This window comes from Phocaeicola massiliensis B84634 = Timone 84634 = DSM 17679 = JCM 13223 (assembly GCF_000382445.1).
Classification (GTDB): Bacteria; Bacteroidota; Bacteroidia; order Bacteroidales; family Bacteroidaceae; genus Phocaeicola; species Phocaeicola massiliensis.
Map to the genome: position 1 here is coordinate 2,293,893 of NZ_KB905472.1, position 26,898 is coordinate 2,320,790.

Genomic DNA, 26,898 nt, shown 5'->3' on the forward strand with positions numbered 1-26,898 from the left:
TCACTACCTTTACAGCCGGTAATATTAATACGGTGATGCAAATATATAGGATAATTATCACAATATAAAGCAAAATCGTGATTATTTTCACAGAAAGAATAAAATTATGATTGAACGAATTAGCCAATTTATACAAAATCAAGGGATTAGCGTTAGATCTTTTGAACAGTCAATATCTGCGAGCGATGGCATGATTAGGCGAGCCATAAATAATAAAACAGATATTCAAAGCAAATGGCTTTCCGTTATTGCGGATAATTATCCTCACCTCAATTTAGAATGGCTAATAACAGGGCGAGGCTCTATGCTAAAGGAAACCCCACAGCCGCTATCACTCCCGACTATTAATTATGAATATAAGGGAGCACCTTACTACAATGTAGATTTTATCGGTGGATTTGATCTCGTTTTAAATGATCAAACAATTAATCCGGATTACTATATAAATTTTGAGCCTTACAATAAACCCGGTGTTGTGTGGTGTAATATTACAGGTCATTCTATGGAACCCGAATTAAGCAACGGAGACTATATCGCCCTCAAAGAAATGACCGATCCCGTCCAATATCTCCCCTATGGAGAAATATATGCCATCGTGACAGAAAGCTATCGGACTGTTAAACGAATAGGAAAAGCAGACCAAAAAGATTTTATTCGCTTAATCCCCACCAATAAAAGCCCGGAATACAGTCCGCAAGACATTCCTATTTCCATGATACAGAAAGTATACGCAGTATTAGGAAGTATGCACAGATTGTTCTAAATAAAAGAGACACACGCACGTTTTCAACACAAATAAAACAGAAATTGCCAGATACCTTTTTATAAATCAGCATATTACTCTATTATATATGCTGATTTGCATTATTCTTTATATGGTATTTTCCCCCCTTGAATAATACATAAAGCCATAAAAACGGGTAGTAAAATGGTAACTTGTATAATTCAACCCATCTTAATTTTGCTTAAATTGCATATCCAAACGCATACCCAATCAACACATTTCGTTTTTTTCTTGACAAATTTGCATACCCAAACGCATATCCTACTGCATATCCAATCCTCAAAAAACGAAATATTCCCGTTAAAATCGCCACTCTCCTCCCCCATCCCTATTTTCGCTATTTTGAGCACTAAATTTCAACTATTCAAAAGTAGGAAGCCAATCTATCTATAAAGCACAAAAAGGGCTGCAAAACGCCTAAATAAAGCATTTCGCAGCCCATGTACCGCATTTCTCCTACCCTACTCTACTCCGTTTATCACATCTCCATTGCCATGTAAAGTTGACGGGCGTTCAAACCGTTCAAAGTAAAGTCCAAAGTAAAGCCAAAGTAAAGCAGAGTAAACTTTTCGTTTTTTCTCTCTCCCCTCTCCTATTCGTACATAACTATTTGTATATCAAAACTATTACCGTTTATGCGGAATAACTCAATTTATCGCATTTCGTTTTATCCCCCTTAAAAGAAATTAATAACGAAAGGAGATTAATATGGAAAAATTCGATGATTTAATTACCTCAAATATCCCTGTACTGGTAGATTTTTATGCCGAATGGTGCGGTCCGTGCAAAATGATGAAACCCATCCTGGAAGATGTAAAAGCGATGAAAGGTGAAAAAGTAAGAGTAGTCAAAGTGGATGTGGACAAACACCAAGAACTGGCTGCTTACTACCAAATACAATCTGTTCCCACACTCATGATTTTCAAAGATGGCAAGCAGTTGTGGAGACAAAGCGGTGTGCTACAAGCCAAAGAGCTAAGCGAACTGTTGGCACAATACGAATAACCGACGAAGAAAAACAATAAAAAAGACCGTGCAAAACAAATCTGCACGGCCTTTTTATTTATAATAAACTTATTATTTCTTGAAATATCTATTGTACAAGCCTTCGAAGCCCTTACCATGACGAGCTTCGTCTTTAGCCATTTCGTGAACTGTATCGTGGATAGCATCCAAGTTCAGAGCTTTTGCACGAGTAGCAATACGCTTCTTGTCAGCGCAAGCACCTGATTCTGCATTCATTCTCTTTTCCAAGTTAGTCTTAGTATCCCATACGCAGTCGCCCAGCAATTCAGCAAATTTAGAAGCGTGTTCAGCTTCTTCCCAAGCATAGCGTTTGAAAGCTTCAGCAATTTCAGGATAACCTTCACGGTCAGCCTGACGGCTCATAGCCAGATACATACCAACTTCTGTACATTCACCCATAAAGTGGTTGTTCAAATCTTTAATCATTTCTTCGTCACAACCTTTAGCAACGCCAATTACGTGTTGGTCAGCAAATTCCAAACCACCTTCTGTTTCTACCATTTCGTTGAACTTAGAAGCGGGTGCTTTACACAACGGACACTTTTCAGGAGCTGCATCACCTTCATGAATATAACCACAAACTGTACAAATAAACTTTTTCATAATTTCCTTTTTTATTAGTTAGTCAATATTTTATTTATTAGTTGATCACCATATTATCAGCCTACTTCTTTTCCCTGCTCTTTTGCAGCACAAGCCGGACATACCCCTTTGTAATATTGATGTATTTCTTCAATAAAGAAACCATTCATGTCAATACGTTCCACCTGTTTCGTTTCGCCACTGAAAGGCAAATCATATATTTTGCCACATTTCTTACATAAAAAGTGAGCATGCAAAGAGGTTTCCGAATCGAAACATGCATTTTTTTCATCAATCGTAAGCATTAAAGCTGCACCATGTTCCACAAAAAGCTTCAATGTATTATAAACCGTAGTTTTCGACAATGTAGGAATATCGTCACACAAAGCCATATAAATCTCATCGATACACGGATGAGTTTTATGAGCCAACAAATAGTCCATAATAGCTATTCTCTGCACAGATGGCTTTATATTATAACTGAGTAAATAATCATAAGTCTTCATAAGAACTCTCTTTCATATTTGTAATTGTTACAACTTTATTTCACGTGCAAAGATATGTACTTTCTAGTAACTAACAAATAATTTCCTTACTTTTTTTTATTTTTTTTCTTTCATGCAATAAATCAATCAGGAATGATTATTTTTGCACCTATATATAATAAGGTATAATTATGAAATATGGTTTTGTAAGAGTAGCGGCGGCTGTTCCGGCAGTGAAAGTAGCCGACTGCAAGTTTAACGCACAACAAATTGAAACTCAAATTGCCATTGCTGACGGGAAAGGTGTTCAAATCATTATTTTCCCCGAACTTAGCATCACCGGATATACTTGTGCCGACCTGTTTGGCCAAACATTGTTATTGGAAGAAGCAGAGATAGCTTTAATGCAGATTATGAATAATACCCGGCAAATGGATATTATCTCTATCATAGGCATGCCGGTCGTCATGAACTCCACTTTACTTAATTGTGCCGTAGTTTGCCAAAAAGGAAAGATTCTGGGTATTGTGCCCAAAACTTATTTACCCAATTATAAAGAATTCTATGAACAGCGCTGGTTTACTTCCGCTTTGAATCATCCCGATACCAATATACGCCTTTGCGGACAAAACGTGCCGGTCAGCGCCAACTTGCTTTTCGATACGCCCGATACTTGCTTCGGCATTGAAATCTGCGAAGACATGTGGGCGCCTATTCCGCCCAGCTCTTCATTGGCACTGCAAGGAGCGGAAATCATATTCAATATGTCGGCCGACAATGAAGGAATAGGAAAACATGCTTATGTACGTTCACTTATCAGCCAACAATCCGCACGCTGTCTGGCAGGATATGTGTTCAGTTCCAGCGGGTTTGGAGAATCTACCACTGATGTGGTTTTCGCCGGCAACGGACTTATCTACGAAAACGGCAGCCTATTGGCCGAATCTGAACGCTTTTCTTTCAAAGAGCAACTGGTAATCAGCGAAATAGACGTAGAGCGCATCCGTGGCGAACGCTTGACCAACACTACTTTTGCAGCCAATATCGGCAATTGTCCCGGTCGTCCTGCCATCCATATCAACACCGAATTTGTCAATACACGCGATTTAACACTAACCCGCCCCATCGAGCCGCACCCCTTTGTGCCTCAAGGAAATGAATTAGACCAACGATGCGAGGAAATATTCGCCATCCAAATAGCAGGTTTGGCCAAACGACTTGTACATACCAACTGCAAGACCGTGGTAGTCGGCATTTCGGGAGGACTGGATTCCACTCTGGCCTTACTGGTATGCGTCAAGACATTTGATAAACTGGAACTTCCGCGCAAAAATATCATCGGTATCACGATGCCCGGTTTCGGCACAACCGATCGCACCTATAATAATGCACTCCACCTAATGGCTTCATTGGGAGTCACTATCAAAGAAATAAGCATTAAGGAAGCCTGCATCCGGCATTTTAAAGATATCGACCACGACATGACCGTTCACGATGTGACTTATGAAAACAGTCAGGCACGCGAACGCACGCAGATTCTGATGGATGTGGCAAACCGGCTGGGAGGTCTGGTCATCGGCACAGGCGACCTTTCCGAACTTGCATTGGGATGGGCTACTTACAATGGCGACCACATGTCCATGTATGGTGTCAATGCCAGCATTCCCAAGACATTGGTAAAATATTTAGTAAATTGGATTGCCTTGAACGGTGTGGACAATGAATCACGCATCACCCTGCTGGATATTGTAGATACACCCATCAGCCCCGAGCTGATTCCGGCAGACGAGCAAGGTAATATCAAACAAAAGACAGAAGATTTGGTAGGACCGTATGAACTGCATGACTTCTTCCTCTATCAGTTCCTTCGCTTCGGCTTCCGCCCCGGCAAGATATTCTATCTGGCAAGCATAGCCTTCCGCGATACATACAATGAAGAAGTCATCAAGAAATGGCTGACCACATTTTGCCGACGCTTCTTCCAGCAGCAGTTCAAGCGTTCGTGCCTGCCCGACGGTCCGAAAGTAGGTTCCGTCTCTCTCAGTCCACGGGGCGATTGGCGTATGCCCAGCGATGCCAGTGCCGCAATGTGGCTGAAAGAATGCGAAGAATTATAACTTTTTCATCCTTTTACCGGGTCATTTGCAAGGCTCCGCTTATGCGTATATACGTGCAGGCTCATACGTACGTTCACGCAGGGCCGCACATATATACGCGTAGGCCTATACGTACGTTCACGCAGGCCTGCGCGTATATACGTGTGGACACCTGCATATTATCGACATTTCCGGCATACTCACCATCGCTAAATACACCCTTTGCTGGACGGCACCTCAAAATGATAAATATCTCTTCTCACCGCCATCTTGATGGCACGCGCCAAGGCCTTGAAGATTCCTTCTATCTTATGATGTTCATTATTTCCTTCTGCCTTGATATTGAGATTCATACGTGCTGCATCACTCAGTGATTTAAAGAAATGAAGAAACATTTCGGTAGGCATCTCTCCTATCTTTTCGCGATGAAACTCCGCATCCCACACCAACCAGGCACGGCCGCCAAAATCCAGAGCTACCTGACAAAGACAATCGTCCATCGGCAGACAATAACCGTAACGCTCTATTCCCCTCTTACTGCCCAAGGCCTGATAAATGCATTCACCCAATGCAATGGCCGTATCTTCGATGGTATGATGTTCATCCACCTCCAAGTCACCTTTCACGCAAACGGTAAGGTCAATGCCGCCGTGCTTGCCAATCTGCTCCAGCATGTGGTCAAAGAAACCAAGCCCGGTGGAAATATCGCACCGACCACTGCCGTCCAAATTGAGGCGGACAAAGATATCCGTCTCTTTCGTCGTGCGGCGCACCTCGGCAATACGTTCTCCGGCAAACAGAAACTCAGCTATCCGGTCCCAATCGGTCGTGGCCAACACACAATATGCTTCCAGGTTCTTTTCCTTCAGTACCTCTTTATCGTCTTGAAGCAAAATAGCCTTGCAGCCCAATTTTTTGGCCAGTTCTACATCTGTAGCACGGTCGCCGATGACAAAACTGTTCGCCAAGTCATAGTCTCCCGTCATATATTTTCCCATCATTCCGGTACGCGGTTTGCGGGTTGGGGCATTATCTTCGGGAAAGCTGCGGTCTATCAGGATATCATCGAATGTGATACCCTCCCCTTCCAATGTCTTCAACACCAGATTATGCACCGGCCAGAAAGTATCTTCCGGGAAAGAATCCGTTCCCAGTCCGTCTTGATTGGTAACCATGACAAACTCATAATCCAGCTTGCTCCGAATGAAGCTCAGATTACGGAACACTTTGGGACAAAACTCCAGTTTCTCGAACGAGTCGAGCTGATAATCCACCGGCGGCTCCACCACCAGCGTACCATCACGGTCTATGAATAATGCTTTTTTCATCTGTTACAATCTTTTTATTTGCCGGACTGCATGCCAAAAGCGTTCAGTGCCTCCAGCAACGTATCATTTTCGGGACGAGTGCCAATAGTGATGCGAAGGCAGTCACGACACAAAGAAACATTGGTGCGATTACGTACAATGATTCCTTTACTTACCAAGTAAGCATATATTTTCTTCGCATCCGTCACTTTTGCCAAAAAGAAATTGGCATCTGTCGGATAAATCTTCTCGCAGCAGGGCAACTGTATAAACTCATCGATAAGACGCGCACGCTCTTCCAGCAATGACTTCACCCAACGTTCCACTTCATAATGGCGATGCATCATGGCAATGGCCTCCTTTTGAGTCAGCAGGTTCACATTATAAGGATACTTTATCTTACTGAAAATCGCAATAATTTCAGGAGAAGCAAATGCCATGCCCAGCCGGATGGCGGCACATCCCCAGGCTTTGGAGAAAGTCTGAAAAACGATGAGATTGGGATGTTTCTCCAAGTCAAGCAGAAACGAAGGTGCATCCGAAAAATCGGAATAAGCCTCATCGATGACGACCAATCCCTGAAAAGCAGACAGAGTCTTTTCCATTTCCTCACGGTCTAACGCATTCCCGGTCGGGTTATTGGGAGAACAGAGAAATATCAATTTGGTATTACCATCCGTCGCCGCCAGCAGCCGGTCTGCAGTAAACTGATAGTTTTCGTCCAGCAATACCTTACGATACTCCACATCATTCACCTCGGCACACACCTGATACATACCGTAAGTAGGGTCGATAGCCACTACATTATCCACCCCCGGACGGCAGAAAGCACGATAAACCAAGTCGATAGCCTCATCGCTGCCGTTTCCCAAAAAGATATTCTCCGGTTTGACTTTCTTGACGGGAGCTATCAGATTCTTCAGCTCTCGCTGCATCGGGTCGGGATAACGGTTGTTCGGAGTATTATAGGGATTCTCGTTTGCATCCAAAAACACAGAGGCTTCTGCCCCGCTATATTCATCGCGCGCAGATGAATATGGCTTTAAAGCCCGGATATTGGGACGCGTCAATTCTTTTAAGTCTTTCATATAGTCTCTTTTTTTATTTTGCTTTTAATCTGACGGTGACGGCATTTTTATGCGCACTCAGTTGTTCGTTGGCTGCCATTACTTCGATGGCGGGACCGATAATCTCTATGCCTTCGCGCGTGATTTCCTGAAAAGTTATTTTACGGATAAAGCTATCCAGACTCACTCCGCCATAAGCTTTGGCATAACCGTTTGTGGGCAGCGTATGATTGGTTCCCGATGCGTAATCGCCTGCACTCTCCGGCGACAGGGAACCCAGAAATACAGAGCCTGCATTGACAATACGCTCGGCTTGCTCCTCATAATCCCGGGTTTCGATTATCAGGTGTTCGGGAGCATATTCATTGGTTAAAGCAATTGCCTCATCCATATCTTTCACCAATATCAGCTTGCTGTTGGCCAAAGATTTCTCCGCTATTTCCCAACGGGAGAGCAAGGCCAATTGCCGCTGCACTTCATATTCCACTTCTTCCATCAGCTTTTCGGAAGTAGTCACCAGCATCGCCTGACTGTCTACCCCATGTTCTGCCTGCGAAAGCAAGTCGGCGGCAACAAAGACGGGGTTGGCCGTTTCGTCTGCCAGCACTTCCACCTCGGAAGGACCGGCAGGCATGTCGATGGCCACATCACACAGGGAAACCTGCTGCTTGGCAGCCGTCACATATTGATTGCCGGGACCGAATATTTTATAAACCTTCGGCACACTCTCCGTTCCGTATGCCATCGCACCGATAGCCTGTACTCCGCCTGCCTTGAATATCTTATTGACTCCCGCCAGCTTTGCCGCATAGAGGATGGCAGGATGAATCTTTCCCGCTTTATCGGGAGGAGTGCAAAGAACTATTTCTTTGCAACCGGCTATTTGTGCAGGAGTAGCCAACATCAGCACGGTAGAGAACAACGGAGCCGTGCCGCCGGGAATGTACAAACCGACTTTCTCGATGGCAACCGCTTTCTGCCAGCAGGTCACTCCCGGAACAGTCTGTACTTTCTTTCCTTCAAAACGCTGCGCAGCATGGAAGGCATGAATATTCTTCTGTGCAAGCATAATGGCCGCTTTCAGTTCAATGGGAACATCTTTTTCTGCCTCCGCCATCTCCGCTTCGGTCACAGCCAAGGCATCAAGTTTCACTTTGTCAAACCGTTCTTCATATTCAATGACGGCTCTATCTCCTTCCGATTTTACACGGTCAAGCACTTCCTTCACGGTATCGCGAAGCGTTTCGGTATGGAGGGCAGGACGACGGAGCATATCCGCCCATTCTGCTTTGTCGGGATATATAATTTTCTTCATATTCTTTATTTCTTTAAAAGAGGAAACACCTCCTCCGGACCCACTATAATATCATCTTCTCTATGGGCAATACCAAAATTCCTTCCGCACCCAATGCTTTCAGCTTTCCGATAATCTCCCAAAAACGTTTTTCATCCAGCACCGTATGCACCGAGCACCAACCTTCTTGTGCCAAAGGCATCACCGTGGGACTCTTCATGCCGGGCAATACTTCTATAATCTCTTTCAGCCGGTCGGCAGGCGCATTCATCAATACATACTTCTTATCTTCCGCTGCTTTCACCGCTTCAATGCGGAACAATAATTCATTCAATATCTCCTTCTTATCCTCGGACATATGCTTGTTTCCAATCAACAATGCCTCGCTTTTCATCACCACTTCCACTTCCTTCAGGCTGTTGCTGACCAGTGTAGACCCCGAACTCACAATATCAAAGATAGCATCTGCCAGGCTGATTCCCGGAGCAATCTCCACCGAACCGGTAATGACATGAATATCTGCATGGATACCATTCTTCTGCATAAATTCCTTCAAAATACCCGGATAAGAAGTAGCAATCTTGCGACCTTCAAACCAAGACAATCCCGGATAATCCACATCCTTGGGAATGGCCAAAGACAAACGGCATTTGCTGAATCCCAGCCGCTTAATGACTTCTGCATCTTCTTTGCGTTCTACAAACTCATTCTCGCCTACGATACCCAAATCCGCCACACCACCGGCTACAGACTGGGGAATATCATCATCACGAAGAAAAAGCACCTCGATGGGGAAATTGGATGATTGTACCAATAAAATTCTTTTAGAAGAGGAAATTTTGATATCCGCTTCCTGTAGCAATGCCATTGTCTCTTCAAACAAACGGCCTTTGGACTGTACTGCAATTCTAAGCATATTTTCTATCTTTTGATTATTATTCAAGCAAATAAAAAAGGGCTTACCGCATCGGCAAGCCCTTATATCAGTATACTACAATATCATCACAGCCCACCGCGTTATTCGTTAGGAAAATGATGATGATGTGTAGCTGTTCTAACCATAGTTTTTCTTTTTATTTGCGACAAAAATAAAGTATTAAAATGAATACAGCAAATAATTATCATAAAAACTTTGATTTTTCTTTCAAATTAAAGGAAGCTGTTCGTCACTCTCCACATCACAATGCAAAAAGTGCATCTCTTCTTTTGCCTTCTCTTGCGAGAAAGTAAAGTAAGTACAAAGCGCTTTGGTACACAATTCCTCCTTATTATTATAGATAGCCGCGTCCACCAGAATGATATTGCGCTTCACTTCCTTGATAGAAGCACGCAGCACGATATGCGAATCATTCGTACTGATAGGTTTCATATAGCGGGTTTCCATCTTCGAGGTCACTCCGGTAGTCTGCATCTTACGCAAAATCACCCACGCACAAATCTCGTCCAGCAACACAGCCTGTATGCCGCCATGCAGTGTGTCAATCCATCCCTGGAATTGTGGCTGAGGTTTCCAAATGCTGATAACCTCATCGCCATCTTCATAAAATTCCATCTTCACTCCGGCCTCGTTATTGGGCGCACAGCCAAAGCAATTATATCCTTCCATCCCTTTCCAGGGATTGATTATCTTTTTCATAGGCTACATCTTAAAATTCGTAATCCACGCAAGCGCGTCCTTCTTTTGCATCTTTCAGAATGCCGGCAGCAGCCACATGGTCAGGATGAACAGCATACGCATTGACGTCTGCCAATGTATCAAACTCGCTCTCCAAACAAATATCCCATGCTTCGGCAGAATTGATATTCAGACCGACAAATATTTTACGAATGAAACCAATCTTTGCAGGCAATGCTTCAATGGCAGCCTTAAAATCATTCATCACTTTCAGTTTTTCTTCCTGCGGAAGTGTTTCTTTCAATTTAAACAAAACTATATGCTTTACCATACTTGATATTTTAATTAATTATTCTACTTTTGTAATTAACATCGGCCAATACAAGTAGCCTGATGCAAAAGTAACAGTTTTGTTTTAAAATACATCCTATTATTATGATAATTATTGGTATAGCCGGAGGAACCGGTTCAGGAAAGACCACTGTAGTCAAGAAAATAATAGAGAGCCTGCCCGAAGGTTCCGTTGCCGTTATTCCACAAGATTCTTACTACAACGACCAATCTTCCCTCCCTTTGGAAAGGCGCAAGCAGACTAACTTCGACCATCCCGATGCATTCGACTGGGCACTTTTCGAACAACAGATAGCCGAATTACGCCAAGGACGTTCCATCGAACAGCCCACCTATTCCTATATAGTATGTACACGTCTGCCCGAAACCATTCATATAGAGCCGAAGGAAGTCATTATCGTAGAAGGTATCATGAGTTTATATGACAAGGAATTGCGCGACCTGATGGACTTGAAGATTTTCGTAGACGCAGAACCCGACGAACGCTTGTTGCGTGTCATTACCCGTGATATGGTGGAACGGGGCCATCCTTTGGAAATGCTGATAGACAAGTATCGCAACGTTCTGAAGCCGATGCATGATGAATTCATCGAGCCGACCAAACAATATGCCGACATCATTATCCCCAATGGAGGCAACAATCAGAAGGCGATTGAAATTCTTAAGCTATATATCGAAAAGATTTTGGGCAAATGAAACTAGTCCGGCTCCTGCTCCTCGCCTGCATCTGCATGATGGCATGCCGCCAACAACCGCAAAGCAATGAAGTGACAAACTACGATTTGCCGCAAATGAAAGACAGTGGAGAATTGGTGGTGCTGACCCTCAACAGCTCGACTTCTTATTTCAATTACCGGGGCGAACCCATGGGATTCCAATATGAATTGGCCGAACAGTTTGCCCGCTCGCTTGGTGTGAAGCTGAGGATGGAAACAGCCAAGAACACACACGACCTGGTACATAAATTACTGACCGGTGAAGGCGATTTGATAGCCTATAACCTCCCTATCACGAAGGAATTCAAAGACAGTGTAGAGTTTTGCGGCGAAGACATCATTACCCACCAAGTACTGGTGCAACGAAACAGCAACAAAGTCCCCCCTCTGCAGAATGTAACCGAACTGATTGGCAAAGAAGTATATGTGAAACCCGGCAAATATCTTGACCGCCTGATAAATCTGGACAAAGAACTGGGCGGAGGTATCCTGATTCATAAAGTAGAGAATGACAGTGTTACCACCGAAGATCTCATTATGCAGGTTTCCAACGGCACCATCGATTATGCCGTCTGTGACAACGACCTTGCCAAGCTCAACAAAACATATTATCCGAACCTGAATATCTCTATGCCCATCAGTTTCGACCAACGCGCTTCGTGGGCGGTCAGAAAAACATCTCCCCTGCTGGCAGCAGCAGCCACCCAATGGCATCGGGAAAACATGACTTCCCCGTCTTACCGGGCAAGCAGCAAACGGTATTTTGAAATCAGCAAACGAATACCGCACGGTTCCATCCTGTCCATACAGAAAGGAAAAATATCCCACTATGACGAATTGTTCAAAAAGTACGCCAAAGAAATTGACTGGGACTGGCGGCTGCTGGCTTCGCTGGCCTACACGGAATCGAACTTCGATACGACCGCCGTCTCATGGGCAGGCGCCAAGGGATTAATGCAACTGATGCCGCGCACCGCACGTGCCATGGGCGTCCCTGCCGGAATGGAACAGAACCCGGAAGAAAGCATCAAAGCCGCCGTGAAATACATTGCCGCCACTGCCAACTCTTTCCGCCGCATTCCCGACCCCGATGAACGAATCAAGTTTATCCTGGCAGCCTATAATGCCGGCATCGGACACATCACAGATGCTATGGCCCTGGCCGAAAAATATGGAAAAAACAAATACATCTGGGACAATAATGTAGCCGACTATATTCTCTTGAAAAGCAACGAAGAATATTTCAATGACCCCCTCTGCAAGAATGGTTACTTCCGCGGAGTAGAAACCTTCAAGTTTGTAAAAGAAGTGATAAGCCGGGGCGAAGTCTACAAGAGCAAAATCAAGCACTGAAACGGATACGGAACCGTGTCAGTCCGTCGGAATAGGTGCGCAAAGAGAACGTGCATCCGTGCTTCATCAGCACTTCACGAATAAATATCAGACCGATACCCTGTCCGTTGGGTTTGGTAGAAAAGAAAGGACTGAATAATTTCGCTTCCACCTCTTTGCTGATGCCGGCTCCCGTATCGGCAATCTCAAGCATGGTAGGAAAGACAGAAGTACGAATAAAAATATTGCCTTCCTCACCGATACTCTCGGCAGCATTCTTTATGATATTCACCAATACCTGTTCAAACAGGGAAGTATCCATGCGTACATGCGGATTTTCATCGCACAAAGTCAAGTGCAGCGTTATATTACGGTTGCGGCAAACAGTCTCCATAAACATTTTACAAGCCGCCACACGGTCGTTCAGAGAGACCAATTGCAATTGCGGTTCAGGAATTTTCACCACATTGGCAAAGTTAGTAATGAAACGGCTCATGCTATAACAGCGGTCCACGCATACTTTCATCACCTCACGAAGGTCTTCGGTATCGTCCATACACTCCAAAGCACCATCCACTGTATCAAGAGTGGAAGTAATGCCCGCCACCGTATTGTTGACTTCATGCGCAATCATGCGAATCACCTTTTCGTAAGCCTTCTTTTCGGCCTTCACCACTTCGGAGGTCAGACTTTCTATCAGGATAAACGGATGCGCAAATCCCCGGTCTACAAACGAAAGACGCGAACAACGATAAATCATGGAGTCACTCAGACGAACCGTCTTGCTGGCATCTTTCGGTATGCGCTCTATCTCTTCTGCCAAAGGCGAGGTAAGTTCACAAAGCAAACGTCCCTTCACTTCATCGTCTGTCACATAATCCAGATAACGGAGCGCGGCAGCATTAATCATGGAGACATGTCCGTCAAGAGTCAGAATGATCAGTCCCATAGGAGATACGCTGACCAGCAAATCAAGAAAATGATTTTGCTCGCGCAAGCGCAGTCGTTCGTCTTTCAACTGTTCCATCATGCGGTTGAATACAAGCACAATGCGGTCGGCTTCCTTCTGTCCCACCGGAGTGAGGCGACTGCTGAAATCCTGTTCGCGGAGTAAATCCATACCATTGCCGATAGTATCCAATGGTTTAATCACCTTGCGGTAAAAAAAGATAAGAAAGATGAGACTGAAAGTGATAATTCCCTCCACCATATAAAAGAGCATGCCGCGTTCCTTGAAAGAAAGTACCAACAGGACTCCCCAAACCGCCACCAACAACAATGATAGAATGAAGAAAAAGAACTTCAGTTTCATTTTTTTATTTAATCGTTTATCATAATATTATATTTTTCCAACCTACGATAAAGAGCAGCGCGACTGATACCGAGTGCTGTTGCCACCTGTGACATGTTATTATTGTACTTCTCCAATGCCTGCAAAATCGTCTGCCTTTCAATCTCTTCCAACGTCATACCCTGCAGATTAGAGCTCACTTTCGGCTCCACCGGGCATTGATATTGCGCTTTGAAGTCTTCGGACATCAACACCTGTTTGCCGCTCACCAGCAACGTACGCTCCACCAGGTTCTTCAATTCGCGGATATTCCCCGGATAAGGCAATCTGCTGAGATACTCCATCGCTTCGACCGTAAAATCCACTTTAGGCAAACCGTTGGCTTCACATTGCTTATCGGCAAAGTAACGCACCAGCAACGGAATATCCTCACGGCGCTCGCGCAAGGCAGGAAGATGTACCGTTATCAGATTAATGCGATAAAACAAATCTTCACGGAAAGTATGTTCCCGAACCATCCGGGAAAGGTCGGCATTGGTGGCACTCACCACACGGATATCCACCTTTCGCGGACGACTGTCGCCCAAGACCTCAAAGGTTTGCTCTTGCAGCACCCTAAGCAATTTGACTTGGCAACTCAAGTCCAAATCTCCTATCTCATCCAAGAAAATAGTTCCCTTGTCCGCCAGTTCAAAACGCCCCATACGGTCGGAAGTAGCATCCGTAAACGCTCCTTTTTTATGACCGAACATTTCACTCTCGAACAAAGTATGTGAAATGCCGCCCAAGTTCACTTTCACAAACGGTTTCTTGGCACGGGAACTGTTGATATGCACTGCTTCTGCTATCAACTCCTTGCCGGTCCCGCTTTCACCGGTAATAAGTACGGAAGCATTGGTACGGGCTATCCTTTTAATGGTAGCCAGTACATCCATCAGCGGTTTACTCTTTCCGATGATATGGCTGCGGTCAAAGCCGTCATTATCCACCACCGGAGCTTCCGGTTTCTGCTTATCGGCAGTCAGTTCGAGAGCCGTTTCTATACGTTGCATCAAAGCGACATTGTTCCACGGCTTCGTAATAAAGTCAAAAGCACCTGCCTGCATACCCTGAACAGCCAACTGAATGCTTCCCCATGCGGTCATCAATATCACAGGAACATCGGGCCGGAATATCTTCACTTGCTTTAAAAGCGTCAATCCTTCTTCTCCGGTGGTAGACAAGGTAAAATTCATATCCATCAATATCAATTGAGGAGCCACGGAACGCACAATCTCTATCGCTTCCCGAGGTCCTGCAACTGCCTGAACCTCATACTTTGCCCTCTTCAACATGAAGCTGAGAGAAGAACGGATGGCACTATCATCATCTATAATCAATATCATAATGATGCAAAAATAAAAATTATTATTCAATTACTGCTTGATAATCTTCTCAAAATCGGCATCAATACCCGTATTGTCCGTAAAGTCCCACAAAGTAAGACTGCGAATCTGATAGTAATAAGACCAATAGGCATACAATTCATTGATGTGTTTCTGTCTTGCCTCATCCTTCTTCAACTGAGAATCGTTCAGGTCGAGCGTGGAAATCTTTCCAATCATAAAAGTCTCCACATTGGTATTATAACGCTTCTCGGCAATCTTATCTGCTTCATTTGCTATCTGAAGCTGCATCTGCTGATTATTAAACTGCTCTACGAGGATAAAAAGGTCTTGATTGAAGTTCATGGTTTCCTGACGCAATCTGCTTTCCACCACATCGCGGTTACTCTTTGCAATCTTCACCTTTCCCCGACGTTTCCCCCAGTCCAGGATAGGAATCTTGAAACCGACTTCCACTATCTGATTATCCTTCAGATTATGATAAACGGTATTCAGTTCATTATTCGTTCCCGTAAAGCCGACCTGCGCATACAAGGTTATCTCACGAAGATCACCTTTCGCCTTTGCTACTTCATAATCAGCCTCCAACTGACGGCGGCGGATATTCTGGGCAAAAGAGTTATTGGTCAACGCTTTATCGAGCACATCATCATAATTAAGCAAAACCGAAGGAATACTTTCCGGAACCACCGGCTCCAAATCTTCATCCTCACTCAATGCCAAAAAAGAACGGAGCTGAAACATACGGCTTTTCAGAGTACTCTCATTATCAGTCAGAGTAGAACGGGCATCCAGCACATTCAATTCCAACTGCAACAAATCATTTTCACTAATTTGCCCCATGCTGCGCTTGGCCTTCGCCACTTCATGCAGCTTTTGTGCATTTTCCAAATTCTGCCGGGCTATATTCACATTCTCTTTTGCCAACAAAAGATTGAAAAAATAATTAATGGTCGTTCTTGTCACATTCTCGGTAGCACTGAGGAATGAGGCTTTTGCTTCAGCATATCTCACAGGCTCTATGCGACGATCCCACTTAATATTATTTACACCGAAAATAGGCTGGTTCAACGTCAGGGCAATAGGCACGGACATATAGCGTTTGGATTTATCGCCATCCAACTGTTTCAAGAAATCAAGAGAAGAGTTCAACGAAAGCGTACCACCCGTAAACCAAATACTTTGATCAATGGACAGTTCGCCACTCATCTGCAAATTATTGTTACGGACATACGTATAAGTACCATCTTCCTGCTGGTATGAATTATATTTCTTATTATAGCTGGGCAGTGTTGCCTTCAAATTCATTTCCGGCAAAAGGTTGGCGCGAAATGTGCGGTATTCCCAATAAGCAGTTTTCAACTCATTCAATGCCACAGCTGCATCCACACTCTGAGTGCGGGCTATCACAATGGCCTCGTCAAGCGTAATGGAACGTCGATGTTCTTTAACTTGCGTCTGCGCTCCGGCAGTCATCGAAAGAGCGATGACCATAAACAAAGATATTACTTTTTTCTTCATTGTCTTATGCTTCTTTTTTGCAAGAGAGTAAACAAATGGTATGCCAAAAACATATATCACTGAATAATAACAAGTTAATATAAAAATAGAGTGTCCGATTTCGGACACTCTATTCATATACGAACAGCTGATTATAGCTGTTTCAGAAAAGACCTTGAAGTTTTCATTAAAGATGGAAGAGTCTTTAAAAAAGACCTTGAAGTTTTTTAAAAAGGTCAAGGTCTTTTTAGGAAAGGAGAATTGATGAAATCTCCTTTCACACATAACGGTGCTCAAACGTCCTATTCATGGGGACTTTCGTGTGAAAGCAACCTTCATTGTTTCTCTTCACATCAAACCCCGATGAACAAAGGAATTCAATGAGTGCGATGCGTGAAAGCAACTTTTATCAACTTCCTTTTCATACTCTTATTCCCCATGCAAAGCCTCAGCCGGCTGAATCTTCATGGCCTGGCGAGCCGGGAACCAAATACTGAACACCACTACTACCAACAAAAGGAAATAAGTAAGTATTCCTCCGACAATAAAACGTCCCAAGCTCCATTCTACCGGCCACGTATTCACCAAATCGGCAACGCCTAAATTGTAAGCAACAATCAATGCCGGAATATAAGCGAAAGTAACCAACAAAATCCCCTCTCCCATCAAGAGCCGCATAAGGCTGTGAGGAGTAGCTCCCGAAGTGATTCGGATGGCAAGTTCCTCCCGACGGTGTTGGGTACGGAACCAAAAAGTGCCAAGTACCGCCAAGAATGCATTAATCAAGAAGAAACCGGCAATAGCAAGGTAAGTATAAAGTTCACTGCGATAGTCCGACAATTGCTCATTGCGGAACTCACTCATCGGACGCATATCTGCCAAATAAAGATTGCCTACACGAAGCTGTTTCTTCATTTCCTTGCGGAAAGCCTCTACAAAACCGGGGCGATCGGCATCCGCCTTTACGCGAATAAACAAGTCCTGATAAGGAATGCTGGCATAGGTGCATTTAAATCCATCATTACGGACATAATAAAACGCTGCTTGTTGCGAGGTATATTCATTGTACTTCTGATTTTCACAAACAGCAGATACCCGGACAGAATCACTTCCATCTTTATTAAAGCTCACAAGCTTACCCACCATTTCCACACCTTTGCGGGGCGTATATTCTTTGCTTCCTTTTCCACTTATCAGGTAACGGGCAAGATTGTCCGTCATCACCATTTCTTCTGGACGGGCACGTTTTGAAAGTTCTTCGGGAGAGCATCCGTCTGCCCCCTTTACTCCAAACACAGAGAAATAACCGGGGCTGACCATGCGCGTATAAGCACCTGCCTGCAAAGTATCATAAAAAACAGTCTTAAACCCATTCTTCCACACATAATGAAAATGCATGCGGGTATAGCACAAATCCTTCACGGCAGGATGACGCTTCAAGCGATTACAGAACTCCAGATATTCACCGGTCATCATCTCGGGAGAGCGAGTGGTTGTATCTCGTTCCAGACTCTCCTGAGGTAATACGCCCACTTGGATGTAATAGACATTTTCCCATTCAAAGCCAAGAGATTTCTGTCCGTTGACCGCCACGGCATATACATAGTCCACAGCATACCACAAGGAAGTGGCAATCACAAATATTCCGGCCACCAAAAGAAGATTGGCACGAAGGTTGTTCTTTATAATTTTTAATATATGTATCAACATGGTTTCAGAGTTTTTCATTCAACGAATCTACAATTGGAGTATGCGCCACTCTCCATGCAGGCACGTATGCCGAAAACATATTGAGTATCAAGCAAAAGCCAAATGCAATGAGAAATATCACAGGACTTACCATAGAGGCATTCATTGTGGCAGTGGCTCCCCATACGGTTTGCAACAACCAGTCGCTCATCAACCACAAGAACAGATAAGCCAATGCCAACCCCAATAATCCGCCCATAACCGTCAGTACCAGATTTTCGTTCAGCACTTGCCATACTAGCTCATTGCGAGTCGCACCAAAAGCCTTGCGGATGCCAAGTTCTTCCAAACGACGGCGCATACGGGTATTGGTCAGTCCACTCAAATTGATGGCAGGAACCAAAAGAATAATCAGTATCATAATACCATATTTCCAGAAATTGGCATTCAGATTCTCGTATTGATTGGCAAACTTACGATTGAGCTGCATACGGAAATTATCAGGTTGTCCCATCAATTGCAATTCCATATCACCCAATGTCGTGTTTATCTGCGCCACACCGCGAGCCACTTCATTGCGAATAGCATCGAAATCATCGGTAGAACGGGCAAGAATGGTAATAACATTATTACCACTGGTTTGACCTGCCTCCGCTTCACTGGCAATAGCGTTTGAGGTATAAGGAGCATATACTTCACTCCATGTAAACTCACAAAAACGATTCACGTCATCCACCACTCCACATACTGTATAGGCAGCAAAGTTAACCAGAATATCCTTTCCTATGGCATTCTCTGCCCCTCCGAAAAGCCGGCGTGCCACACTCTTGGCTATGACAGCTTGCTTCATCCCCGATTGGAAATCAGCTTCCGTAAAAGGCTTGCCCGCCAAGAAACGGAATTGATATACTTTCCAGAAGGCGGCATCGGTCAACATAAGCGGAGTATTCATTTCTTCGTCGGAACCGACGGTACCCACAAGAACCTCTCCTCCCTCGTAAGTGGCAGTAACTGCTTCCGGAGTAGTCAATGGATAAAATATCTCCTTTACCAACCACAACGAAGGACGGGAATGCCCTGCACTATTGGGGTCTTTTTTATCATAAACAGTACGTTCCCACTTGACATAAAGCGAACGGGAACGGTTCACTTCGGGGGCATAATCTGCCGTCTTTGCCTGATACACAATCAATATCACCATAATCAGAGCTATGGCAAGTGCGGTGCCCAAAACGGTTATCACACTCAACAAAGGTTGATTACGCAACTGAAAAAAGGCTTGTTGTATTATCTTTTTCATTTACACTAAAATTTATTTCATCATTTTATTTATATATATTCTTATTCCTCATACAGCGCTTCGGCAGGCTGAATCTTCATAGCTTGTGTAGCAGGCATCCAAATGCCAAAAACAATCATTAGCGCCATCAATAACCGATAACGCTAATGGCAAAGAAGCAACAATCCTATCTACCAAAACAGGTTTTACATCACCTGACGTCCGTCAAAGAAGCGAATCGTGCGTGAAGTCTGTTTGGCTTGTTCTTCATTGTGAGTTACCATTACAATGGTGCGTCCGTCTTCCTTATTCAGTTTATGCAACAATTCCATCACTTCCGCACCCATCTTTGAATCCAAATTACCGGTGGGCTCATCGGCAAGGATTATTTCAGGATTACCGACAATGGCACGCGCAATGGCTACACGCTGGCATTGACCACCCGACAATTGAGTGGGCATGTGGCGCATACGATGGCTCAGCCCTACACGCTCCAACACTTCCTTAGCCAAACGGGTACGTTCTTTGGCCGGCATCTTTCTATAGAGCAAAGGAAGCTCTACATTGTCAATCACATTCAATGAGTTAATCAGATGGAAAGACTGGAAAACAAAACCAAGTGTCTTGTTACGAAAAGCCGCCAATTCTTTGTCTTTCATATTTTCTACCGACGTACCGTTTATCTCAATCTTACCGCTACTGGGTGCATCCAACAGCCCCATGATATTCAAGAGAGTAGATTTTCCACATCCTGAGGGACCCATGATACTCACAAACTCACCTTTTTCCACATCCAGATTTACATTCTCAAGTGCCAAGGTCTCAATTTCATTTGTACGGTAAATCTTGTTGATGCCGGTTAATTTAATCATTGCCATAATCATTTTATTTTAAATTGTTATTATTATCTTCATTAAAAGTTCGCTGTTGTCTTTCAACATTCAAAAGTTATGCCAAAAGTATAAATTATTTATTATCAATATTTTGTGCTTCATACAAAGTGTCCGTTATCGAACACTCTGCCCGATTTTGTGCGCATCGGAAACTATTCGTCACGCAAAGCATCGGCAGGCAAGATATGCGAGGCACGCTTCACCGGTATATAAGTACCTATCAATGCGATAACAAGCAAGATGATATAAGTCATCAGTGTAACAATGCAGAAATGCATCACCGGCTGATTTTGCCAATAACTCATATCAAGTATTGTCCTCGTTACTCCCGAAGAGAAAAATCCACTCTCATGCACCTGATGGAAAACCACCGGAAGAGCTACCACAAAAGCAACCGTTACCAATAAAAATGCTTCCGCTAAAAATTGATTACGCACAGCATTTTCAGATGCTCCCATACTGCGCATAATACCTATCTCCTGACGGCGCGCATTGCAACGAATCCAGAAAGTACCTACCATACCCAAGAAAATACAGAGCAACGCAAATCCGGCTAACGAATATTTCAGGCGGAGTTGATTGATGACACCGCTTCTCTGCGCATACATATAACTCACCTCTTCAAACGATTCAAGCCCGGAACAATAGAAATTACCAGCCTTAAGCAAAGGCATCACTTCCTTTTTGAAACGCTGTTCAAAAGCGTTGGCATCTACTCCTTCTTTCAGCGAAAAAGTGATGCTGTACCTCCAATTCATATAAGTCTTCCCTTGTATCTCATTATATACCCACACCAATAAAGGATAAGGTTGTTCATAATTGCGGTGCTTATAATCTTGAAAGACACCTGCAATTTCATAACTGCTCTTATCATGAGAATATACTTTTTGCCCTGTCACATCCGTCTTTCCAAAAAGAGCCCGGGCCAGAGCCTCTGATAAAAATACTTTTTGACGTGTCCCCGCATCTGCCGGTATATTTATATCAGCCCCTGTAAAAGCATCTTTCATGCCATAAGTGCGAAACATATTACTACCGTCTTGCAGATAAAATTCATAATATTGTGTATGTATATATTTATCATTCTTGATATCCGCCGTATCATTATATATTTGTGTTCCATTCCATGAACCGGAATTAGGAAAGCTGGCACTGGAAGCAATAGAGAAATCTTTCATCTCAGGCAGGTCGCGCACCACACGAATAATACGATTATAAGATTCTTTACAAATGGAATCTGTATTCATTTCTGCTTGATAATTCCCATTGGAAGATTCATAATTCCCTATCTTCACCACATATCTGTTATGGGCATCATACCCCGAAGCTATAAGTTTATCGGCAGTCAGAATATAAATGGGGTCAATCACTGTCCAAAGGAAAAAGCTGACAATGACCAATTCTATAAATATCCAGCCATTCATTCTGCGCTGGTTCCATAGTTGGCATATTATTTTCTTTATCATAATCGTATTTTTGTATTAACGTTTAGTATTAAGAGACTGAATAATGGTATGGCGCAAAGACCATAAGGCAGGCACGAATGCCGATATCAGATTGAGCAACACACAAAGCACAAAAGCAAAACTGAAAATCCATGGGTTGAACAGCATCTCAAAAGAAAGAAACGGTGTTTTGGCAGGGTCATTTACCCAATCGTCAAACAAATTAAGTATCCAGTCACTTGCAGTCAGTACAATTAAATAGGATAGTAAAATACCAATCAAACCACCCAGACAAGTCAGTAACAGATTTTCCCATAACACCTGTCCCAACAATATTTTATTGGTGGCTCCATACGCCCGGCGTACCCCCAACTCACACAAGCGATGATCCATACGCGATGAAATCATGCCACTCAAGTTCATGGCGGGAATAAAAAGCAAAGCCAGCAATATATAAATCAATCCTTTCAACAGTTCACCCCAATCAGGCGCCTCACAGGAATTCTTTCGGAATGTACTTTTCCAGAAATCATCGGGTTGTTGCATTAAATCATTTTCATATTCGGAAGTCTGAAGATTGTATTTACGAAAAACATCCTGTACTTCGGCACGCAAAGCTTCTTTATCGGCCGGTGTCGGAGCAAGCATATAAATATGGACATTACCTATCAGTTTCTCACCCTCAGACGTTCGGGACACCCATGAGTGTAAAAACAAAGGTATCCATAAGTCACCTGCCGTATCAGGAGTGGCATTCGACACATCTTGCACAACTCCACACACACGAAACTCCTTACCATTGAAGGTAAAATATTTCCCTACTACATCTGTCGAAGCAAAAATGCGTTTAGCAAGGCTTTCCGACAAAACAGCTACAGGCAAATCGGCATCTACATCAGCCTGAGTAAAAGGTTTTCCGGCCAAAAAGCGAAAAGAAAACACAGACCAGAACCCGGAATCAGCATAGTATGGATTTACCTCCATTACCTCTTTCTTATCAGGCAAGGCTATCGTATTATTACCCATAAAATCCTGCTTACCAGCACCGATAGCTTCCAAATGAGGCAAATCTTTCAACATTTTATCCACCAGATAGTAGGAAGCACCGCCATTGCAATTCCAACTTTCCTTATTTGTCTTAGGATAGCATTTCATTGCCTTAATCGTTAGCATCCTATCGCGGTTGTATTCCGGATAAATCGGAGCAAATTTCACATAAAAGATAATAAACATAGTCATGGTTAAAGCAATGGAAAGACCCGTACCCACCACATAGATAGAAGTAAAAAGTTTGTTTTGCTTTATCAGTGTCCATGCTTGTTTTAAATATAGTTTTATCATATCAAGAATAAATATTAAATTACATTTTATTTAGATGAAGAACCCGGTTTCTTTGCCGGATTCTTCATCAATCCCCCACGAAACACTTATTTACTTTAAAAAGAGAGTTTTATTTCTTCGTTTATGTTGCAACTGTTCCTACTTGACTTTCAACTTGCTTTTGTTTTTATAATTGCTCATATCACTGACCACCACTTTATCACCGGGTTGCAATCCGCTCACCACCTCCACATATTCAAAGTTGCTGTCGCCAAGTTGTACCTTACGCTTTATTATCTCATTATCACTGTCCTGCACGAACAATTCATATTCGCCACGGCCTACATAATAAGAAGCATTTGCTATTCTCATCACATCTTCTTTCACGGCATTCATTACATATACATCTGTTTTCAATCCTGAACGGAGACGTTTGTTATTATCCTCCACCAACTGGACTGTAAACGAAATTACACCATTCTTTGACAACGGTGTAACACTGCTCACGATGCCTTCCAATTTTTCATTGCCGATTTTGACAATGGCACGTCCTCCTGCCGCCACACGGTCGCCATAAGTATCGGCTATTTCACCTTCCACTTTAAAATGACTCAAATCTGAGATGACAGCCACCTGTGTGCCTTGCGGCACCTGTGCACCGACCTGATTATTAATATAAGTAAGAATAGCTTTGCGTGGCGAACGGATTTGGGCATCATCCAATGTCCGCTTCATTTCGGCCAGACTCTTTGCGAAGATATTAAATTCCAGTTCTTTCACTTTAAGGTCGGCTGCCTTGACTTCTTTTTCATTTGCATATTGCTGGCGGAGCTGTTCCAATTCCAATTTTCCCGTATTAAAGTTCAACTCTGCCTGACGCACCTTATCCGTAGTACCGGAACCCAAACTATCCAAATAACGTTCATTACGAAGCTCTACTTCCATACGGTTCAACTTCATGGCAGAAATTTTCACCTGCATTGCCAAATCACTCAGATACGTATTATTGTTCACCTTCAACTGTTCCAGCTGATAACGCTTCATCTGCTCTTCATCCAGCAATTTCTTATATTCCGTTTCCGTACTCTGAAGGTCCAGTTTAAGAATCGGCGTCCCCACATCCACACTGTCTCCTCCCTTACGATAAACTTCCACAATACGGGTATTGATGGGAGAGTTGATGATTTCCTCAAAAGCCGGAACAACCTTACCGGAAGCACTCACACTTACCTCAATTATCCCCGTATCCACTTCCGAGAATACCAAATCCTTCCGATTCACACTACTCCGCATGAAAGAAATCAGCAAAGCGATGCATACGATGCCGGCAACACCTATAACACCATATTTAATCAACATTTTCTTACGCTCTTTATCACGTACTTCTTTTGGAATTTCTCTGTCCATAATTTATCGTTATTTTATTATTTTTTTCGTATCAAATCTAAAGCAACATTCATGCCAAAACACCAATAATCTGATTATCAATCATAAAACAAAAAGAAAGGGTGTCCGATATCGAACACCCTGTACGTTTTTAAACTTCTGCAAACGGACATTCATGATTCCGTTTCATCGCAGACGCAATATATCTCCCACCTTCGGCGCTGCATCCTCAGGCTTCATTTTATTCATTTTATATAAATTCTTCAGACGAATTCCGTATTTCTGTGCAATGGAGTACATTGAATCTCCGCTGCGTACCACATGAACAACATGCTCTTTGTCGGCACGACGGTGTTTCTTATCCAAATAGATAATATCTCCCGGTTTCAACACATATCCTTTATACAAGTCATTGTACTTTCTCAGTTTACGCTGACTGATATCAAACTCTTTCGACAGACTTTTAAAAGTATCTCCGCTACGCACCACAATATACAGCAAATCATTTGCCAAATAAGGCTGATGCGGATTTGGAAACTCTTTCATCCACTTGATACCGTCACGGGTATCGAATTTATGTAAATCATACAGTTCGATAATGTCAATCAAACGATAAGCATAGCGAGGATCTGTTGCATATCCGGCTTTTTTCAACCCATGTGCCCAACCTTTATAATCTGTTATCTTCAATTTGAACAAAAAGGCATAACGCGAACGCCCTTTTAGAAATTTGGAATGGTCTTCATAGGAGTCACGCGGATGCTTGTAAGCACGGAAGCATTCATTACGGGCATCATCATCATAACGCACTGTACGCCCTGTCCAGTCACCTCCGCACTTAATGCCGAAATGATTGTTCGACTTACGGGATAAAGCACTTTTTCCGGCTCCCGATTCCAACAATCCCTGTGCCAATGTAATGCTGGCAGGAATGCGATAACGCTTCATTTCCTCCACAGCTATATCCTTATACTTATGAATGTATTCTTCGTATTGACGATTACGCGTCTGCGCCTGCGCCGTAAAAAGACAGAATCCGCACAACACAACAATGATAATATATCTCAACGTCGTTTTCATCTTTCAGAACTGTTCCAATATTTGTATTCGTTTTTCGATGGGAGGATGTGTCGCAAAAAGCCCGCTCAACCCACTCAATGCACTTGTTGCCTGCTTGCCCGGATGCTGAATAAAAAGTTGAGCCACATCTTCACGCTTCACAGCTTCTATATCGGGATCGGCCGATATTTTACGCAAAGCACTCGCCAAAGCCAAAGGATTCTTGGTCATCTCCGCCGAACCTGCATTTGCCAAATACTCGCGTTTGCGCGAAATGGCAAAGCGCATCAAGATGGCAAAGAAATAACCGACAGCCGCAACCAACATGGTCAGCAGAAGAATCAAAGCCGCCCCTCCCTTGTCATCACGTTTACGTGTAAAGGAAGAATAATAAGCAGAGCGCAATGCTATCTGTGCCAGCATCGAGAAAATTCCCACAAACACGATGGAGATGATAAGCAAACGTACATCATGATTACGGATATGAGACAATTCATGGGCTATAACTGCCTCCAGTTCTTCATCATTCAGCTTCTCAATGATACCTTTAGACAATGTTACGGTATAACTCTTTTTATTTATACCACTGGCATAAGCATTCAGTGAATCATCATTTATGATGTTGATTTTAGGCATCGGCATCCCCTGACTCATACAAAGATTCTCCACCAGATTATAGACACGTTTATTTTCTTTCCGTTCCAACGGTCGGGCACCCGTAGCAGCGTTGATGATGGAAGTATTGGCAAAGTAGGCAATCAGAAACCAAATGAATACGCCTCCCAATACATAAGGAGCCATTTCTATAAATAAAGCCACTGACCGGTCGGTGACACCTACCTGATAATAATGGGGTGCATCACCTTGTGTCAAATAAACCAGCAAATAACAAAACACGAACAAAAGCCCTACTACCAGGCAGGGAAACAAACAGAGCAGAAGCAGCGAACGAAAGTTATTCCTGCTCTGCTGTGTGTGTATGCCAACATATTGCAT

At 43.4% G+C, this 26,898-nt stretch carries 24 protein-coding genes; 5 read left to right on the plus strand and 19 right to left on the minus strand.

What is annotated here, in order from left to right; genetic code table 11:
* Positions 1-106: 106 nt before the first annotated feature.
* Both HMPREF1534_RS09365 and trxA read left to right on the plus strand, forming a co-directional pair.
* Complete coding sequence (locus HMPREF1534_RS09365; protein WP_005940394.1) at positions 107-763, plus strand: S24 family peptidase; 657 nt, start codon at positions 107-109, stop codon at positions 761-763.
* A 729-nt stretch (positions 764-1,492) separates the two neighbouring features.
* On the plus strand, positions 1,493-1,789 hold the full coding sequence (gene trxA / locus HMPREF1534_RS09360; protein WP_005940396.1) for a thioredoxin: 297 nt from the start codon (positions 1,493-1,495) through the stop codon (positions 1,787-1,789).
* A gap of 72 nt (positions 1,790-1,861) precedes the next feature.
* On the opposite strand, the gene HMPREF1534_RS09355 is transcribed toward trxA, so the two are convergent.
* Positions 1,862-2,413, minus strand: coding sequence for an NADH peroxidase (locus HMPREF1534_RS09355; protein ID WP_005940397.1), 552 nt, complete (start codon positions 2,411-2,413; stop codon positions 1,862-1,864).
* Positions 2,414-2,469: 56 nt separating this feature from the next.
* A complete protein-coding gene (locus HMPREF1534_RS09350) occupies positions 2,470-2,898 on the minus strand; it encodes a Fur family transcriptional regulator (RefSeq protein ID WP_005940398.1) in 429 nt (142 codons plus the stop codon).
* A gap of 170 nt (positions 2,899-3,068) precedes the next feature.
* On the opposite strand from HMPREF1534_RS09350, the gene HMPREF1534_RS09345 reads away from it, so the two are divergent.
* A complete protein-coding gene (locus tag HMPREF1534_RS09345) occupies positions 3,069-4,994 on the plus strand; it encodes an NAD(+) synthase (protein ID WP_005940399.1) in 1,926 nt (641 codons plus the stop codon).
* 188 nt (positions 4,995-5,182) lie between these two features.
* Here HMPREF1534_RS09345 and hisB read toward each other — a convergent pair whose 3' ends face one another.
* The 6 genes from hisB to HMPREF1534_RS09315 form a co-directional block, all read right to left on the minus strand.
* Complete coding sequence (gene hisB / locus HMPREF1534_RS09340; RefSeq protein ID WP_005940400.1) at positions 5,183-6,301, minus strand: bifunctional histidinol-phosphatase/imidazoleglycerol-phosphate dehydratase HisB; 1,119 nt, start codon at positions 6,299-6,301, stop codon at positions 5,183-5,185.
* 14 nt (positions 6,302-6,315) lie between these two features.
* Positions 6,316-7,368: a histidinol-phosphate transaminase gene (hisC, locus tag HMPREF1534_RS09335; protein WP_005940401.1), complete on the minus strand. Its 1,053-nt coding sequence runs from the start codon at positions 7,366-7,368 to the stop codon at positions 6,316-6,318.
* Between the two features lie 13 nt (positions 7,369-7,381).
* On the minus strand, positions 7,382-8,662 hold the full coding sequence (gene hisD, locus HMPREF1534_RS09330; RefSeq protein WP_005940404.1) for a histidinol dehydrogenase: 1,281 nt from the start codon (positions 8,660-8,662) through the stop codon (positions 7,382-7,384).
* Between the two features lie 43 nt (positions 8,663-8,705).
* Complete coding sequence (hisG, locus tag HMPREF1534_RS09325; protein ID WP_005940406.1) at positions 8,706-9,557, minus strand: ATP phosphoribosyltransferase; 852 nt, start codon at positions 9,555-9,557, stop codon at positions 8,706-8,708.
* 228 nt (positions 9,558-9,785) lie between these two features.
* A complete protein-coding gene (locus HMPREF1534_RS09320; protein ID WP_005940409.1) occupies positions 9,786-10,277 on the minus strand; it encodes a PaaI family thioesterase in 492 nt (163 codons plus the stop codon).
* A 10-nt stretch (positions 10,278-10,287) separates the two neighbouring features.
* Positions 10,288-10,587 carry a Dabb family protein gene (locus HMPREF1534_RS09315; protein WP_005940411.1) on the minus strand — a complete coding sequence of 100 codons (300 nt, stop codon included), beginning with the start codon at positions 10,585-10,587 and terminating at the stop codon, positions 10,288-10,290.
* A 104-nt stretch (positions 10,588-10,691) separates the two neighbouring features.
* Between HMPREF1534_RS09315 and udk the strand changes: the two genes are divergently transcribed.
* Complete coding sequence (gene udk / locus HMPREF1534_RS09310) at positions 10,692-11,303, plus strand: uridine kinase (protein WP_005940413.1); 612 nt, start codon at positions 10,692-10,694, stop codon at positions 11,301-11,303.
* Positions 11,300-12,676, plus strand: a complete 1,377-nt coding sequence (locus tag HMPREF1534_RS09305) for an MltF family protein (RefSeq protein WP_005940415.1) — start codon at positions 11,300-11,302, stop codon at positions 12,674-12,676. The genes udk and HMPREF1534_RS09305 overlap by 4 nt, the downstream gene beginning before the upstream one ends.
* Here the strand turns inward: HMPREF1534_RS09305 and HMPREF1534_RS09300 are convergent.
* From HMPREF1534_RS09300 to HMPREF1534_RS09250, 11 genes are all read right to left on the minus strand, one after another.
* On the minus strand, positions 12,666-13,967 hold the full coding sequence (locus tag HMPREF1534_RS09300) for a sensor histidine kinase (protein ID WP_005940417.1): 1,302 nt from the start codon (positions 13,965-13,967) through the stop codon (positions 12,666-12,668). The two genes, HMPREF1534_RS09305 and HMPREF1534_RS09300, sit on opposite strands and share 11 nt — an antisense overlap.
* An 8-nt stretch (positions 13,968-13,975) precedes the next feature.
* Positions 13,976-15,331: a sigma-54-dependent transcriptional regulator gene (locus HMPREF1534_RS09295; protein WP_005940419.1), complete on the minus strand. Its 1,356-nt coding sequence runs from the start codon at positions 15,329-15,331 to the stop codon at positions 13,976-13,978.
* A gap of 30 nt (positions 15,332-15,361) precedes the next feature.
* Positions 15,362-16,852 carry a TolC family protein gene (locus HMPREF1534_RS09290; protein WP_018452400.1) on the minus strand — a complete coding sequence of 497 codons (1,491 nt, stop codon included), beginning with the start codon at positions 16,850-16,852 and terminating at the stop codon, positions 15,362-15,364.
* Positions 16,853-17,260: 408 nt separating this feature from the next.
* Positions 17,261-18,541 carry an ABC transporter permease gene (locus tag HMPREF1534_RS09285; protein ID WP_005940424.1) on the minus strand — a complete coding sequence of 427 codons (1,281 nt, stop codon included), beginning with the start codon at positions 18,539-18,541 and terminating at the stop codon, positions 17,261-17,263.
* Positions 18,542-18,545: 4 nt separating this feature from the next.
* Positions 18,546-19,820 (minus strand): ABC transporter permease, encoded by a 1,275-nt coding sequence (locus tag HMPREF1534_RS09280; RefSeq protein ID WP_005940426.1) that lies wholly within the window; start codon positions 19,818-19,820, stop codon positions 18,546-18,548.
* Positions 19,821-20,005: 185 nt separating this feature from the next.
* Complete coding sequence (locus tag HMPREF1534_RS09275) at positions 20,006-20,671, minus strand: ABC transporter ATP-binding protein (RefSeq protein WP_005940428.1); 666 nt, start codon at positions 20,669-20,671, stop codon at positions 20,006-20,008.
* Positions 20,672-20,844: 173 nt separating this feature from the next.
* Complete coding sequence (locus tag HMPREF1534_RS09270) at positions 20,845-22,158, minus strand: ABC transporter permease (RefSeq protein ID WP_005940430.1); 1,314 nt, start codon at positions 22,156-22,158, stop codon at positions 20,845-20,847.
* Positions 22,159-22,173: 15 nt separating this feature from the next.
* Positions 22,174-23,478 carry an ABC transporter permease gene (locus tag HMPREF1534_RS09265; protein ID WP_005940433.1) on the minus strand — a complete coding sequence of 435 codons (1,305 nt, stop codon included), beginning with the start codon at positions 23,476-23,478 and terminating at the stop codon, positions 22,174-22,176.
* A 138-nt stretch (positions 23,479-23,616) separates the two neighbouring features.
* Positions 23,617-24,864 (minus strand): efflux RND transporter periplasmic adaptor subunit, encoded by a 1,248-nt coding sequence (locus HMPREF1534_RS09260; protein ID WP_005940435.1) that lies wholly within the window; start codon positions 24,862-24,864, stop codon positions 23,617-23,619.
* 165 nt (positions 24,865-25,029) lie between these two features.
* Positions 25,030-25,923, minus strand: a complete 894-nt coding sequence (locus HMPREF1534_RS09255) for a glucosaminidase domain-containing protein (RefSeq protein WP_005940437.1) — start codon at positions 25,921-25,923, stop codon at positions 25,030-25,032.
* A gap of 3 nt (positions 25,924-25,926) precedes the next feature.
* Positions 25,927-26,898 carry a M48 family metallopeptidase gene (locus tag HMPREF1534_RS09250; RefSeq protein ID WP_005940438.1) on the minus strand — a complete coding sequence of 324 codons (972 nt, stop codon included), beginning with the start codon at positions 26,896-26,898 and terminating at the stop codon, positions 25,927-25,929.

Bases quoted from the DNA above. Each gene is read 5' to 3' on its own strand.
- HMPREF1534_RS09365 (WP_005940394.1), top strand. From the start codon at position 107: ATGATTGAACGAATTAGCCAATTTATACAAAATCAAGGGATTAGCGTT.
- trxA (WP_005940396.1), top strand. From the start codon at position 1,493: ATGGAAAAATTCGATGATTTAATTACCTCAAATATCCCTGTACTGGTA.
- HMPREF1534_RS09355 (WP_005940397.1), bottom strand. From the start codon at position 2,413: ATGAAAAAGTTTATTTGTACAGTTTGTGGTTATATTCATGAAGGTGAT.
- HMPREF1534_RS09350 (WP_005940398.1), bottom strand. From the start codon at position 2,898: ATGAAGACTTATGATTATTTACTCAGTTATAATATAAAGCCATCTGTG.
- HMPREF1534_RS09345 (WP_005940399.1), top strand. From the start codon at position 3,069: ATGAAATATGGTTTTGTAAGAGTAGCGGCGGCTGTTCCGGCAGTGAAA.
- hisB (WP_005940400.1), bottom strand. From the start codon at position 6,301: ATGAAAAAAGCATTATTCATAGACCGTGATGGTACGCTGGTGGTGGAG.
- hisC (WP_005940401.1), bottom strand. From the start codon at position 7,368: ATGAAAGACTTAAAAGAATTGACGCGTCCCAATATCCGGGCTTTAAAG.
- hisD (WP_005940404.1), bottom strand. From the start codon at position 8,662: ATGAAGAAAATTATATATCCCGACAAAGCAGAATGGGCGGATATGCTC.
- hisG (WP_005940406.1), bottom strand. From the start codon at position 9,557: ATGCTTAGAATTGCAGTACAGTCCAAAGGCCGTTTGTTTGAAGAGACA.
- HMPREF1534_RS09320 (WP_005940409.1), bottom strand. From the start codon at position 10,277: ATGAAAAAGATAATCAATCCCTGGAAAGGGATGGAAGGATATAATTGC.
- HMPREF1534_RS09315 (WP_005940411.1), bottom strand. From the start codon at position 10,587: ATGGTAAAGCATATAGTTTTGTTTAAATTGAAAGAAACACTTCCGCAG.
- udk (WP_005940413.1), top strand. From the start codon at position 10,692: ATGATAATTATTGGTATAGCCGGAGGAACCGGTTCAGGAAAGACCACT.
- HMPREF1534_RS09305 (WP_005940415.1), top strand. From the start codon at position 11,300: ATGAAACTAGTCCGGCTCCTGCTCCTCGCCTGCATCTGCATGATGGCA.
- HMPREF1534_RS09300 (WP_005940417.1), bottom strand. From the start codon at position 13,967: ATGAAACTGAAGTTCTTTTTCTTCATTCTATCATTGTTGTTGGTGGCG.
- HMPREF1534_RS09295 (WP_005940419.1), bottom strand. From the start codon at position 15,331: ATGATATTGATTATAGATGATGATAGTGCCATCCGTTCTTCTCTCAGC.
- HMPREF1534_RS09290 (WP_018452400.1), bottom strand. From the start codon at position 16,852: ATGAAGAAAAAAGTAATATCTTTGTTTATGGTCATCGCTCTTTCGATG.
- HMPREF1534_RS09285 (WP_005940424.1), bottom strand. From the start codon at position 18,541: ATGTTGATACATATATTAAAAATTATAAAGAACAACCTTCGTGCCAAT.
- HMPREF1534_RS09280 (WP_005940426.1), bottom strand. From the start codon at position 19,820: ATGAAAAAGATAATACAACAAGCCTTTTTTCAGTTGCGTAATCAACCT.
- HMPREF1534_RS09275 (WP_005940428.1), bottom strand. From the start codon at position 20,671: ATGATTAAATTAACCGGCATCAACAAGATTTACCGTACAAATGAAATT.
- HMPREF1534_RS09270 (WP_005940430.1), bottom strand. From the start codon at position 22,158: ATGATAAAGAAAATAATATGCCAACTATGGAACCAGCGCAGAATGAAT.
- HMPREF1534_RS09265 (WP_005940433.1), bottom strand. From the start codon at position 23,478: ATGATAAAACTATATTTAAAACAAGCATGGACACTGATAAAGCAAAAC.
- HMPREF1534_RS09260 (WP_005940435.1), bottom strand. From the start codon at position 24,864: ATGGACAGAGAAATTCCAAAAGAAGTACGTGATAAAGAGCGTAAGAAA.
- HMPREF1534_RS09255 (WP_005940437.1), bottom strand. From the start codon at position 25,923: ATGAAAACGACGTTGAGATATATTATCATTGTTGTGTTGTGCGGATTC.
- HMPREF1534_RS09250 (WP_005940438.1), bottom strand. From the start codon at position 26,898: ATGCAATATGTTGGCATACACACACAGCAGAGCAGGAATAACTTTCGT.